Raw genomic sequence first — 13398 nt, forward strand, 5'->3', positions numbered from 1 at the left:
CTCGCACTCGCGCGTCCACACCTGCGGGCCCGGTGGGGGCCGTTCGCGCAGTTCCCCGCGCCCCTCAAAAACGGGGCTGCGCCCCAGCTTTTGCCCCTTAAGGGGCGCGGGGAACTGCGCGGCCAACCCCCACCGGGCCCGCAGGCTCAAACGCTCGACCAGCAGGGCCTTTGCCCTTAAGGGGCGCGGGGAACTGCGCGGCCAACCCCCACCGGGCCCGCAGGCTCAAACGCTCGACCAGCAGGGCCTTTGCCTTTAAGGGGCGCGGGGAACTGCGCGGCCAGCCCCCACCGGGGCCGCAGGTTCAAGCGCTCGGTCAGCGGGGGCTTTTGCCCCTCAGGGGCGCGGCCCGCCCCCGTCGGGGCACAGGTTCATGATGGGGTGCGGGCCGCCGTGAGGAGGCGGATCACGTCGTCCGTGCAGATCGTGAGCGCCGCCCCCACCGTCGTCAGAACCTCCCGCTCAGCCGGCGTGTACGGCCCGTCCGCGAGAGCGATCCGCGCCCCCTGGAGCAGGATCGCCTCCCGCCCGGCAGGCGCGAGGTGCGGAGCCAGCGGATCCAGCGCCTCGTGCAGCTCTATGGACAGCCCCGGCCCGCACGGCTCCCCGAAGATCCGCCCGGTGTCCGCCGCGAGCGCCTCCACGAGCGCGGCCAGCTGCTCCTCCGTACAGTCGTCGAACCCGGCGGAGCGAACCGCCCCCGCGGCCGTCTCCAGCGACGTACGGGCGCACGTACCCCCCGCCGCGAGCACGGCGAGAGCGACCGTGTGCACGGCGTCCCGCAGCATCGCCGAGAAGCGCGTCGTCGTCGGATGGTCGAGGACGTCCGCGCTGTAGTGGTGGCCACAGGCCGCGCACTCGACGACGGGCCCGGTCTCCCCGCGCGGCATGACCGGCACGCCGAGGCAGGTGAAACGGCGACGTCCGGTGAGCCGCTGGTAGTTGCGGTCACCACCGCACCCCGGGCAGAAGAACTCGCCGTCGCCGACGGTGGTCCACGCCGTCCTGGTTCCGAGGATGCGCGAAACGCCCATGGTGTCGGCGCGGACAAACCGGCCGTTTCGACCCCATCCTGGCAGCACGTTCGCACCTCCGTAACCCCACGGCAACATCGCCGCGTTGGCGTGATGTTAGCCACATTGTTGATGCGGAGTCAGTACCCCGGGAGAGGCCACCTGTCGACATGGCTGGATAAACGCAGCGGTCCCGCCCGCCTGTGAGGCGGACGGGACCACAGAAACGCAGGTGAACGGCCTTATCGGGTGGCGCGGTTGACCGCGGAGACGACAGCCTTCAGTGACGCGCGTGTCGTATTCGCGTCGATGCCGATTCCCCACAGAACCTTGTCGCCGATCGCGACCTCGATGTACGAGGCGGCCACCGCGGAGGCGCCCTCGCTCATCGTGTGCTCCTGGTAGTCCAGCAGCCGGGCGTCGACCCCGATGCCCTGCAGTGCGTGGAAGAACGCGGAGATCGGGCCGTTGCCGGTACCGACCAGGGTGGTCTCGGCGCCGTCCACCTCGGCCTCGACGGTGAGCGTGTCCACACCGTCCTTGTCCGTCGTGGACTGGCCGTTGCGGACCTGGACGCGGCCCCAGGGGTTGTCGGGGTTCGGCAGGTACTCGTCCCGGAAGGTCGCCCAGATGTCCTTCGGGGTGACCTCGCCGCCCTCGGCATCCGTCTTCGCCTGGATGATCCGCGAGAACTCGATCTGCATCCGGCGCGGCAGGTCCAGCTTGTGGTCGTTCTTCAGGACGTACGCGATACCGCCCTTGCCGGACTGCGAGTTGACCCGGATGACGGCCTCGTACGAACGGCCGACGTCCTTCGGGTCGATCGGCAGGTACGGGACGGCCCACTCGATGTCGTCGACCGTGACGCCCTTGGCGGCGGCGTCGGCCTCCATCGCGTCGAAGCCCTTCTTGATGGCGTCCTGGTGGGAGCCGGAGAAGGAGGTGTAGACGAGGTCGCCGACGTACGGGTGGCGGGCGTGGACCTCCATCTGGTTGCAGTACTCGGCGGTGCGCCGGACCTCGTCGATGTTCGAGAAGTCGATCTGCGGGTCGACGCCCTGCCCGAACAGGTTCATGCCCAGGGTGACCAGGTCGACGTTGCCGGTGCGCTCGCCCTGCCCGAACAGGCAGCCCTCGATACGGTCGGCGCCGGCCATCAGCGCCAGCTCGGCGGCGGCCACCGCCGTACCGCGGTCGTTGTGCGGGTGGACCGACAGGCAGACGTACTCGCGGCGGGACAGGTTGCGCGACATCCACTCGAAGCGGTCCGCGTGCGTGGAGGGGGTCGAGCGCTCCACGGTGGCGGGCAGGTTCAGGATGATCTCGCGGTCCGGGCCCGGCTGCCAGACGTCCATGACGGCCTCGCAGACCTCCAGGGCGAAGTCCAGCTCGGTGTCGGTGAAGATCTCGGGGCTGTACTGGTACCCGAAGGTCGTCTCGGGGCCCAGCAGTTTCTCCGCGTACTCGACGACCAGGCGGGTGCCGTCGACGGCGATCTGCTTGATGTCGTCCTTGGAGCCGCGGAAGACCACGCGGCGGAAGACGGGGGCGGTGGCGTTGTACAGGTGGACGTTCGCGCGCCTGGCGCCCTTCAGCGACTCGACGGTCCGCTCGATCAGGTCCTCGCGGGCCTGGGTCAGTACGGAGATCGTGACGTCGTCGGGGATCGCGCCCTCTTCCTCGATGATCGAGCGCACGAAGTCGAAGTCGGTCTGCCCCGAGGCCGGGAAGCCGACCTCGATCTCCTTGTAGCCCATCGACACCAGCAGGTCGAACATCTCGCGTTTGCGCGCGGGCGACATGGGGTCGATCAGAGCCTGGTTGCCGTCACGCAGGTCGGTGGAGAGCCAGCGGGGAGCGGAGGTGATCCGGTTGTCCGGCCACGTACGGTCGGGGATGTCGACCTGGTCGTACGGGCGGTACTTGTGGATCGGCATGGAAGTGGGCTGCTGGCGGTTCGCCATGATGCGAGGGCTCCTCTTGGTCCGCTTGATCCTCGGAACCGGTGGGTTCTCGAATCCGAGGGACGGCCGACGGCGCAACGCCAAAACTCCGCGGGGAGGGGGTCGGCCTCGACTACAGGCCCTCGCCGCGGCAGCTAAGGAGAAGCAGCCCGAAACGCATGATGCTCCGCATGTTATCGGAGTGGCGCGGCGCCCGATCCCCCGTATCACTATGCGGGACGAGGCATCCCCCTCAAAAAGACTGCGCAGTTCCCCGCGCCCCTAAAAACGCCCCCCTCGCCCGCCAAAGATCGCGCCGTTCCCCGCGCCCCCAAGAACGCCCCCGCAGCCACCGTCGCGCGCGCGTCAAAGATCGCGCAGTTCCCCGCGCCCCTGAAAACGCCCCCGCAGCCACCGTCGCACGCGCGCGTCAAAGATCGCGCAGTTCCCCGCGCCCCTGAAAACGCCCCCGCAGCCACCGTCGCACGCGCGCGTCAGGAATTGCGCCGTTCCCCGCGCCCCTGGGGGGGGTGACCGGGGGGCCGCAGCCGACAGCGCACGGTCACCCCCATCCCCCTAGGGGCGCGGGGAACTGCGCGGCCAGCCCCCGCCGGAGCCGCACCCGTACACGAAACCGGACTACGACGCCCCCCTTATGCCCCCATTTCACCAATCATGGTTGCCCCTAGTGACAGTCACGTCACACAGTGCAATGGTGCCGGTCATGACGACATACGGGGGCTTCGAGCCCGTCTTCTGCACCATCATTCCGCCCCACGTCCTCGACACCCTGTCAAAGGCAGAGGACCGGGCGCTCGCCGGCAAGGCCCGCCGCACCCTGGAGCGGGACGCCTTCGAGCGCACCCACCGCCGGCTGACGACAGTCCTCGGCGCACCCGCCCTCGCCCCGCCGAGCGGCGCCGCCGCGGACAAGCCGAGCCGCACCATCTACGACGCGAGGCACAAGCAGGACCTGCCCGGCAAGAAGGTGCGCGGCGAGGGCGACAAGCCCGGCAAGGACTCCACGGTCAATCGCGCCTACGCCGGCCTCGGCGCGACCTTCGACCTGTTCCTGAAGGCGTACGAGCGCAACTCGATCAACGGTGAGGGGCTGCCGCTGAACGCGACCGTGCACTTCGACGAGGAGTACAACAACGCCTTCTGGAACGGCGAGCAGATGGTGTTCGGCGACGGCGACGGCGAGATCTTCCTCGACTTCACCATCCCCGTCGACGTCATCGGCCACGAGCTCACGCACGGCGTCACGCAGTACACCGCGAACCTCACGTACTTCGGCCAGCCGGGCGCGCTCAACGAGTCGATGTCCGACGTCTTCGGCTCGCTCATCAAGCAGTACACGCTCGGCCAGAGCGCCGCCGAGGCCGACTGGCTGATCGGCGCGGGCCTGCTCGCCCCGCGCGTCACGGGCACGGCCCTGCGGTCGATGAAGGCCCCGGGCACGGCGTACGACGACGACGTGCTCGGCAAGGACCCGCAGCCCGCCACGATGGACGACTACGTCCGCACGGGCCGCGACAACGGCGGGGTGCACATCAACTCCGGCATCCCCAACCACGCCTTCTACCTGGCCGCGACCGCGCTGGGCGGCAACGCCTGGGAGAAGGCCGGAAAGGTCTGGTACAGCGTGCTGACCGGCGGCGAGCTGGGGTCGCAGGCGAGCTTCGCGGACTTCGCGGCCCTCACCCTGACCCAGGCCCGCACGCTGTTCGGCGAGGGCGAGGAACTGCAGGCCGTCACCAAGGCCTGGGAGCAGGTCGGGGTACCGACCGGCTGAACGGACCGTCGCTCGGGCCCGCGATTCGTACTAGACAGGGACCCATGCGTATTCAGGTACGACGCACCGGCGGATTCGCGGGCATCGAGCGGCACGCCGAGGTGAACACCTCGGGCCGCGCCGACGCCCAGGACTGGCACGCCCTGGCCGAGCAGGCGGTCGCCGCCGGCCGGGGCACGCCCCCCATAGGCGTTCCGGACGGCTTCAGCTACCAGATCACGGTGGACGGGAAGACGGTCTACTGCGCGGACCCGCGGCTGACGGACGAGCAGCGGAAACTGATCTCAAGGGTCCTGAAGGAGGGCGCGTAGGCCTCCGGCGAGGCCAGGACGGAGCCGGTACGAGGCCAGTACGGGACCAGTAACGGCCAGTTCACGCAACGCCGTTGACTTCGCTCACCGCCGGTACCGATGATCGCGCGCATGACTGACGCGGCGACGAACCCGATACCCCCGTTCCCGGCCGGCTTCCTCTGGGGGGTCTCCACCTCGGCCCATCAGATCGAGGGCGCGGCGGACCTGCGCACCCCTTCCGTGTGGGACGCCTTCACGGCCGAACCGGGCCGTGTGAAGGACGGTTCGACGGCCGCGGTGGCCTGCGACCACTACCACCGCTACCCCGAGGACGTGGCGCTCCTGCACGGCCTCGGGGTGGACGCGTACCGCTTCTCCGTCTCCTGGCCGCGGGTGAACTCCCCCGGCGGCCTGGACTTCTACGACCGGCTGGCCGACGAACTGTGCGCGGCGGGCGTACGCCCCGTCCCGACCCTCTTCCACTGGGATCTGCCGGTGTCGGAGGCGGAGGCGGGCGGCTGGCTTGAGCGGGACACGGCCGGACGGTTCGCCGAGTACGCCGCGCTGGTCGCCGCCCGCCTCGGCGACCGGGTCAGCAAGTGGATCACTCTCAACGAGCCCGCCGAACACACCCTGCTGGGCCACGCCCTGGGTGCGCACGCGCCCGGCAAGCAGCTCCTCTTCGACGCGCTGCCCGCCGCCCACCACCAGTTGCTGGCCCACGGTCTCGCCGTACAGGCCCTGCGGGCGGCCGGGGCCACGGACATCGGGATCGCCAACTCGCACGGCCCGACCTGGCCCGCCTCGCAGGAACCCGCCGACCTGGAGGCGGCCGGCTTCTACGACCTGCTCCTCAACCGGCTGTTCTCCGACCCGGTGCTCCTCGGGCAGTACCCGGACGGCATCGGCGAACTGATGCCCGGCGACGCCGAGGACCTCGCGGCGGACCTGAAGATCATCGGACAGCCGGTCGACTGGTACGGCATCAACTACTACGCGCCGACCAGGGTGGGCGCGCCGCAGGGCTCCGAGATCGAGTTCGGCGGACTGACCATGCCCGCCGAACTCCCCTTCTCCGTAAGGGAGATCGAGGGCCACCCGGTCACGGACTTCGGCTGGCCGGTGGTCCCGGAAGCACTCACCGAACTGCTGGTGGACTTCCGCGAGCGGTACGGCGACCGGCTCCCGCCCGTCGTCATCACGGAGAACGGCTGCTCGTACGAGGGTCTCGACGACCAGCAGCGGATCAGCTACCTGGACGGTCATCTGCGGGCCCTGCACCGGGCGTACGAGCAGGGTGTGGACGTCCGCGGATACTTCGTGTGGTCCCTCCTCGACAACTTCGAGTGGGCCGAGGGGTACGCGCGCCGCTTCGGCCTGGTGCACGTCGACTTCGAGACGCTGGAACGGACCCCGAAGGCGTCGTACCACTGGCTGCGGGACGTACTGCGGACACAACGGACCGCTCCACGGGCCCAGGGGTGACGGGGCCCACGCACGGCCCCGCACCCGAATTGGCGCTCTCCGAGCCCGTCGAGCGGGTGGGCCGGGGCTGGACGGCGACCCTCTCGCTCGCCAACGGGGCGATCTGGGTGGGCTGGTTCGGCCCCCTGCAGATCCTCCTCGCCTCCCAGGCGGAGGACTTCGCACCCGGTACGGGCCTGTCGAAGGAGGCGGTCCTGGCCTGGGTGACGGGCGCGGGCGCGCTGGTGTCACTGCTCGCGAACCCGGTGTTCGGCGCCCTGTCCGACCGTACGACGTCCCCCTGGGGCCGCCGCACCCCGTGGATCGTGGCGGGTACGGCGGGCGGCGCGCTGTCGCTGCTGCTCCTCGGGGCCGCGGGCGGCCCGTGGACCATGGCGCTCGGCTGGTGCCTGGCGCAGCTCACCCTGAACGCGGCCTGGGCCGCCGTGACGGCCGCCGTACCGGACCGGGTGCCGCGGCGGCAGCGGGGCGCGGTGGGCGGCTGGCTGGGCGCGGCACAGATCCTGGGCGTGGTCGGCGGCACGGGCCTCGCGACGCTGGCCGGGGGCGTCACGGCGGGCTACGCGGCCTGTGCGGCCTTCACCGTGCTGGGCGTCCTGCCGTACGTGCTGCGCCACCGGGACATCCGGCTGCCCCGCGCGGCCCGGCCGCCCTGGTCCTGGCGCCGCTTCCTGGGCTCCTTCTGGCTGAGCCCGCGCCGCTACCCGGACTTCGGCTGGGCCTGGCTGACACGGTTCCTGGTCAACCTGAGCAACAGCCTGGGAGTCATGTATCTCCTGTACTTCCTGCGGGACCGCCTGCACCACTCCGATCCCGAACAGGGCGTCCTGATCCTGACCTCGTTGAACGCGACGATGCTGCTCGCCACGGTCGTCGTCGCGGGCATGTGGTCGGACCGCGTGGGCCGCCGCAAACCGTTCGTGACCTGCTCGGGCGTCGTCATGGCGATCGCGGCCGGCGTGATCGCGGCCTGGCCGACGTGGACCGGCACGGTGGTCGCCTCGGCACTCCTGGGCCTCGGCTTCGGCGTATTCGCGTCGGTGGACTTCGCGCTGATGACGGACGTACTGCCGAAGGCGCGGGACCGCGGGAAGGATCTCGGCGTGATCAACGCGGCGAATGCCGTTCCGCAGGTCGCTGCGCCGGTGCTGGCCGCGCCGATCGTGACGTATCTGGGGGGATACCGGGTGCTGTACGCCGTGGCGGCGGTGGTGGGGTTGGCGGGGGCGGTCCTGGTGAACCGGATCAGGGGCGTGGACTGAGGGGTGACCCACTCAGGGGCTCCGCCCCCGAACCCCCGGTCCTCAGACGCCGGACGGGCTGAAGAATTCGCGGACCGTCCGCGACTCTCCAGCCCGTCCGGCGTTTGAGGACGAGCGCGCAAGCGCGACAGGGGGGTCTGGGGGCGCAGCCCCCAGGGACAGGATCAGAAGCCAAGTTTGCGGAGCTGGCGAGGGTCCCGTTGCCAGTCCTTCGCGACCTTCACATGCAGGTCGAGGAAGACGGGCGTACCCAACAACGCCTCAATCTGCTTGCGCGACTTGATCCCCACTTCCTTCAGCCGCTTCCCCTTGGGACCGATGATGATCCCCTTCTGGCTGGGCCGCTCGATGTAGACGAACGCGTGGATGTCGAGCAACGGCTTGTCGGCCGGCCGGTCCTCCCGCGGCAGCATCTCCTCGACGACGACGGCGATGGAGTGCGGCAGCTCGTCCCGCACGCCCTCCAGCGCGGCCTCGCGGATCAGCTCGGCGACCATGACCTGCTCGGGCTCGTCGGTGAGGTCGCCCTCGGGGTAGAGGGCGGGGCCCTCCGGCAGCAGCGGCACGAGCAGGTCGGCGAGCAGGCCGACCTGCTGGTCGGCGACCGCCGACACCGGCACGATCTCGGCCCACTCGAAACCGAGCTCCTTGCCGAGCTGGTCGATGGCGATGAGCTGCTCGGCGAGGGTCTTGCTGTCGACGAGGTCGGTCTTCGTGACGATCGCGATCTTCGGCGTCTTCTTGATGGACGCCAGTTCCTTCGCGATGAAGCGGTCGCCGGGACCGAGCTTCTCGTTCGCGGGCAGGCAGAACCCGATCACGTCGACCTCGGCCCACGTCGTGCGGACGACGTCGTTGAGCCGCTCGCCGAGGAGCGTGCGCGGTTTGTGCAGCCCGGGGGTGTCCACCAGGATCAACTGGGCGTCGGCCCGGTGCACGATGCCGCGTACCGTGTGCCGCGTGGTCTGCGGCTGGTTCGCGGTGATCGCCACCTTCTGGCCGACCAGAGCATTCGTGAGGGTGGACTTGCCCGCGTTGGGGCGGCCCACGAAGCAGGCGAAGCCGGCGCGGTGGGGTGCCCCCGAAGATTCCGGCGGCTCGGATGACTGGGTACGAACGCTCATGGCGCCCATTGTCCCTGATCGTCGGGGCCCCGCCGTACCAGGATTCCGGCCCCCACCGCGGATCGACGGCCGGCCGGGCCCGCCGTGAGCTTCCGGAAACCCCCACGCAACACGAAACGTGACGGAAACACACCTGTACGCGACCGGAAACGCGGAACCGTGACCCTCTGACGAGCCCCCACCAGCCAGCCCCCACCAGCCCCCACCTGTTGGAGACCCCGTGACCCTGGCCGCCGGACCCGCCACGACCGTCGCCGCGTCCCTGGACACCGGTGACACCGCCTGACTGCTCGCCGCCACCGCGCTCGTCCTGCTCATGACCCCGGGCCTGGCCCTGTTCTACGGCGGCATGGTCCGGACGAAGAGCGTCCTGAACATGCTGATGATGAGCTTCGTGTCGATCGCGCTGGTCACGGTCGTGTGGCTGGCCGTCGGCTACTCGCTCGTGTTCGGCGACGACCACGCCGGCTCCGGGATCGGCGCGCTCATCGGCGGCCTGGAGCACGCGGGCATGGCGGGCCTCGGCCCGGACAGCGTGCAGGGCACGGTCCCGACCCTCCTCTTCGCCACCTTCCAGCTGACCTTCGCGATCATCACGGCCGCGCTGGTCAGCGGCGCGGTCGCGGACCGCGCGAAGTTCGGGGCGTGGCTGGTGTTCGTCCCGCTGTGGGCACTGCTCGTATACGTTCCGGTCGCCCACTGGGTGTGGGGTCCCGGCGGCTGGATCCTGACGGACCTGGGCGCCCTGGACTTCGCGGGCGGACTGCCCGTCGAGATCACGTCGGGGGCGTCCGGACTGGCGTTGTGCCTGGTCCTGGGCCCGCGGCTCGGTTTCAAGAAGGACGCGATGCGCCCGCACAACCTGCCGATGGTGATGCTCGGCGCGGGTCTGCTGTGGTTCGGCTGGTTCGGCTTCAACGCGGGTTCGGCGCTCGGCGCGAACGGTCTCGCGGCCGCCGCCTTCCTCAACACCCTGGCCGCGGGATGCACCGGGCTGCTCGGCTGGCTCTTCGTGGAGCAGCGGCGCGACGGCCACCCCACCACCCTGGGCTCGGCGTCCGGCGCGGTCGCGGGTCTGGTCGCCATCACCCCGTCCTGCGGTTCGGTCTCGCTGCTCGGCGCGCTGGTCATCGGCCTGGCCGCCGGTGTCGTCTGCTCGTACGCCGTGGCCTGGAAGTTCAGGTTCGACTACGACGACTCGCTGGACGTCGTCGGCGTGCACCTGGTCGGCGGTGTCATCGGCACCCTGCTCATCGGGGTCTTCGCCACGGAGACCATGACCGGCGGGGCCGAGGGTCTGCTGTACGGCGGCGGGTTCGGGCAGCTCGGCCGGCAGCTGGTGGCGATCCTGGCCGTCGGCGCGTACGCCTTCGCCGTCACGTACGGCATCGCCAAACTGATCGACCGGATCGTCGGACTGCGGGCCGACGAGGAGCACGAGCAGACCGGTCTGGACCTTACGGTGCACGCCGAGACCGCTTACGATCACGGAGTCCTGGGCCATGGCGCCCCGGTCTCCTCCTCCGTTTCCTCCACCGCGCAGAAGGCCGGGCCCCAGGCATGAAGCTCATCACCGCGATCATCAAGCCGCACCGCCTCGACGAGGTGAAGACCGCTCTGCAGGAGATCGGCGTGCACGGGCTGACCGTCACGGAGGCCAGCGGGTACGGGCGTCAGCGCGGCCACACCGAGGTGTACCGCGGCGCCGAGTACCGCGTCGACCTCGTACCGAAGGTCCGTATCGAGGTCGTCGTCGGGGACGCGGACGCGGAGCCCGTCATCGAGGCGATCGTGAAGGCCGCGCAGACGGGGAAGATCGGCGACGGAAAGGTGTGGGCGGTTCCGGTGGAGACGGTGGTCCGGGTACGGACGGGCGAGCGCGGCCCGGACGCTCTCTGATCCCGCCCTCGCTCCCCTTCTCGCCCCTCCGCCCGTTCCTGCCCCTCCCCCTGACCCTGATCACCACCACGGCTGCCGCGATGCCCGCTCCCAGCACCACCGCGAGCAGCCACGGCAGGGCGAAGAACGACGTGCTCGCCGACTCGCGGGTGTCACGCGCGCTGGCCGTCAACGTCACATCACCCCAGTCGAACTGGGGCGCGCCGCGCCACTTCGCGCTGAGCCGCACCCGCTGGCCGGGCAGCAGCTCGGAGGGGATCCCGGCCAGGTCGCGGGAGAGCAGCGTCCGGCCGAAGAGCCCTTCCGCCGTCAGCCGCACCTTGGGGTCCAGGGTGACGTTGCCGGTGTTGTGGAGGGTGTACGAGACGGTGGCCGTGCTGTCGCCCGCGCCGGGGAACAGGGGCTGGTGGTGGCTGATGCGGACCTTCTCCACGGCGACGGCGGCAACGGTCGGCCCGCCCACCCGCAGATAGATCCGGGCGCCGACGGCCCGCTGGACCCCGACCTCGACCGCGCCCTCCCCCGCGTCGATCCGCTCGTCCAGGGCGACCAGGGCACCCGGGTGATCGCCGGGTTCGGCCGACTCGGGCACCTTCAGCGTGAACGGCACGGTGACCTTGCCGTGCGCGGGAACGGTCACCCGGTCCTTGGCGGGCTTCGCCCAGGCGCCGACGCCCCGCTGTCTCTCCTTGACGGTCCGCACGGCGAATCCGCCGTCCCGCGCGGTGTTGTACGCGTCGGCCGCGTAGAGCCGGAACGTCAGCGGGCCCCCGGTCCTGTTGGTGACGGCGACCTCGTCCTCGATGGTCGTGCCGGGGTCGGCGGAGAGAAGGAAGTACGGCCGCGAGGCGAGTTCCGACGCGACGGGGAAGACGGACCAGCTGCCGTTGTCGGCGGCGCGCGCGGGTGTCCCGCCGGTCACCGCCACGGCCAGAAGCAGCAGGAGGATGGAGCAGAACGACTTGCGCATGGGTGCGGACCCCCGGGGCGGGTGGGACGGAGGAGGAGGCCGGGCGGGTGCGCGCCCAACCTCCGTCGATCGGTCGGCTTCCGGCGTACCGCCGGCTCTAGGTGAGCGTGAGCGTCAGCACGCCGGAGTACGCGCCGGGCGGGGCGAACGCCGGAACGTTCAGCGAGAGCCGGGCGTCGACGGTGAACTCACCACCGGTGAGCGTGCCGTTGGGGGTGGACGCGAGCGTCGCTCCCGCACTGCCGACCGCACCGGGCGAACCGGCCTGGCAGGTGCTGGGGCTGCCGGTCTTGGTGAGGCAGACCGGGGTCCAGCCCAGCTTGGCGGCGTCGATCTTCGCGCCCGCGGGGCCGGTGAAGTCGGTGACCTTGCCGGTCAGGGACCAGCCCGCGGGTCCGCCGCGGAAGTCCTTGACGGTCACCGTCTGCAGGGAGCCGCGGGAGAAGCCGCCCTTGCCGTAGTCGACCGCCGCGAGTTCGACGGTGTCGCCGGCCTGGGTCATGGACAACGTCCCCGCCTTGACCGAGGAGTTGACCTTCTGGCTGTCGGCGGGCAGAGGCGTGTCGTCGATGACGACGTAGGCGGCGGGACCCGCGCCCTTGTCGTCGCTCCAGGCACTTCCCTCGTACGCCACCACACCGGTGGTCGCCTTGTCGCTGACGGCCAGGCTGCCGCTGAAGGAGCCCTGGGCGTTCGCGGTGACGGTCGCCTTGTCGGCCGTCTCGGCGGCGCCGGCCCGTCCGGCGAGGGTGACGGCCGCGCCCGGGGCGAAGTTCGACCCCGTGACGGTCACGCTGTCACCGGGATTCCCGGAGGCCGTACCGAGGCTGATGGCACGGTTGTTGGTCTGGCCGCCACCGGTCGCGGTGATCGTCTCGGAGACGGGGGCGGGCGGGGTGATGACCGTGCACGGGGTGTCCAGCTCCAGGAGATAGCTGGTGTGGATGTTGTAGTCGCCGGGCGACAGGGTGATCGAGCCGGGCGCGGTGACCGTGAAGGTGCCGGTCATCGAGAACGACGGGAAGGCGCCCTTGCCCGGGACGGGGTCGTTCTTCTTCGGGCCCGCGACCGTGAGGTCACCGCTCTGTGCGCCGCCCAGGGTCACCTTGCCGGTGGGCGTCATGATGTCGGCGGGCAGCGCGATGTCGACGGGGTTGCTCGCGGCGGGCTTGACCACCGTGTACGTGACGGTGACCGTGTCACCCACCTTGGGCGCCGCGTTGTCGACGGTGATCTTGGCGCTGGTGGTGCCGTCGATCGGCGGGATGCCCGCGATGGGCGGTGGGACGCAGTGCGTGGCGAAGTCGACCTGCTGCGGATCCGCGTTCGCGGGGCAGGCGAACGCGCCTCCCGCGGTGACCGCGAGTGCGGCCGTTCCGAGAAGTGCCGCCCAGCGGCGGCGTCTTCGGGTTCCTGAACCCATGGGTGCCCCTCCTGTGGATGTGGGCGCTGTGCGCCGACAGGAGGTCATTGATGTGCGGGTTGTGTGAGAAGTCAATGGAACCCTGAAGCATCAACTGATGGGCCATCAGCTTCTGTCAACTTGCCTCGTGCGTCCGCGAGTTGACGTCGAAACGTCGGATCGGCGGACGGACCGGTGCCGCCGCGCGCAGG

The 13398-nt window shown here is 70.5% G+C and carries 10 protein-coding genes and 1 pseudogene; 6 read left to right on the plus strand and 5 right to left on the minus strand.

All coding sequences use genetic code 11. From position 1 onward, the window contains the following. Positions 1–371 precede the first annotated feature (371 nt). The gene (locus tag ACZ60E_RS31740; protein WP_469444885.1) at positions 372–1082 is read right to left on the minus strand and encodes a tellurite resistance TerB family protein; all 711 of its coding nucleotides are present in this window, start codon (positions 1080–1082) and stop codon (positions 372–374) included. Between the two features lie 173 nt (positions 1083–1255). Then, a complete protein-coding gene (leuA, locus tag ACZ60E_RS31745; RefSeq protein ID WP_384814745.1) occupies positions 1256–2977 on the minus strand; it encodes a 2-isopropylmalate synthase in 1722 nt (573 codons plus the stop codon). A gap of 703 nt (positions 2978–3680) precedes the next feature. On the opposite strand from leuA, the gene ACZ60E_RS31750 reads away from it, so the two are divergent. From ACZ60E_RS31750 to ACZ60E_RS31765, 4 genes are all read left to right on the plus strand, one after another. Then, positions 3681–4751, plus strand: a complete 1071-nt coding sequence (locus ACZ60E_RS31750) for a M4 family metallopeptidase (protein ID WP_384814747.1) — start codon at positions 3681–3683, stop codon at positions 4749–4751. Positions 4752–4795: 44 nt separating this feature from the next. Continuing rightward, positions 4796–5062, plus strand: coding sequence for a protealysin inhibitor emfourin (locus ACZ60E_RS31755; protein ID WP_384814750.1), 267 nt, complete (start codon positions 4796–4798; stop codon positions 5060–5062). A 99-nt stretch (positions 5063–5161) separates the two neighbouring features. Further along, positions 5162–6529 (plus strand): GH1 family beta-glucosidase, encoded by a 1368-nt coding sequence (locus ACZ60E_RS31760; protein WP_469444889.1) that lies wholly within the window; start codon positions 5162–5164, stop codon positions 6527–6529. Continuing rightward, on the plus strand, positions 6526–7791 hold the full coding sequence (locus tag ACZ60E_RS31765; protein WP_469444890.1) for an MFS transporter: 1266 nt from the start codon (positions 6526–6528) through the stop codon (positions 7789–7791). Before ACZ60E_RS31760 ends, ACZ60E_RS31765 begins: the two co-directional genes overlap by 4 nt. Positions 7792–7955: 164 nt before the next feature. On the opposite strand, the gene era is transcribed toward ACZ60E_RS31765, so the two are convergent. Beyond that, positions 7956–8915 carry a GTPase Era gene (gene era, locus ACZ60E_RS31770; RefSeq protein ID WP_384814760.1) on the minus strand — a complete coding sequence of 320 codons (960 nt, stop codon included), beginning with the start codon at positions 8913–8915 and terminating at the stop codon, positions 7956–7958. A 286-nt stretch (positions 8916–9201) separates the two neighbouring features. Between era and ACZ60E_RS31775 the strand changes: the two genes are divergently transcribed. Both ACZ60E_RS31775 and ACZ60E_RS31780 read left to right on the plus strand, forming a co-directional pair. Next, positions 9202–10479, plus strand: coding sequence for an ammonium transporter (locus ACZ60E_RS31775; protein ID WP_469444983.1), 1278 nt, complete (start codon positions 9202–9204; stop codon positions 10477–10479). Next, positions 10476–10814 (plus strand): P-II family nitrogen regulator, encoded by a 339-nt coding sequence (locus tag ACZ60E_RS31780; protein ID WP_210882736.1) that lies wholly within the window; start codon positions 10476–10478, stop codon positions 10812–10814. Before ACZ60E_RS31775 ends, ACZ60E_RS31780 begins: the two co-directional genes overlap by 4 nt. On the opposite strand, the pseudogene ACZ60E_RS31785 reads toward ACZ60E_RS31780, so the two are convergent. Next, positions 10711–11784, minus strand: a pseudogene (locus ACZ60E_RS31785) (hypothetical protein); the annotation flags it as partial. The gene ACZ60E_RS31780 and the pseudogene ACZ60E_RS31785 sit on opposite strands and share 104 nt — an antisense overlap. A 97-nt stretch (positions 11785–11881) precedes the next feature. Beyond that, on the minus strand, positions 11882–13207 hold the full coding sequence (locus tag ACZ60E_RS31790) for a WxL domain-containing protein (RefSeq protein WP_469444893.1): 1326 nt from the start codon (positions 13205–13207) through the stop codon (positions 11882–11884). Positions 13208–13398: the final 191 nt, after the last annotated feature.

This window comes from Streptomyces sp. NPDC102514 (assembly GCF_055584525.1).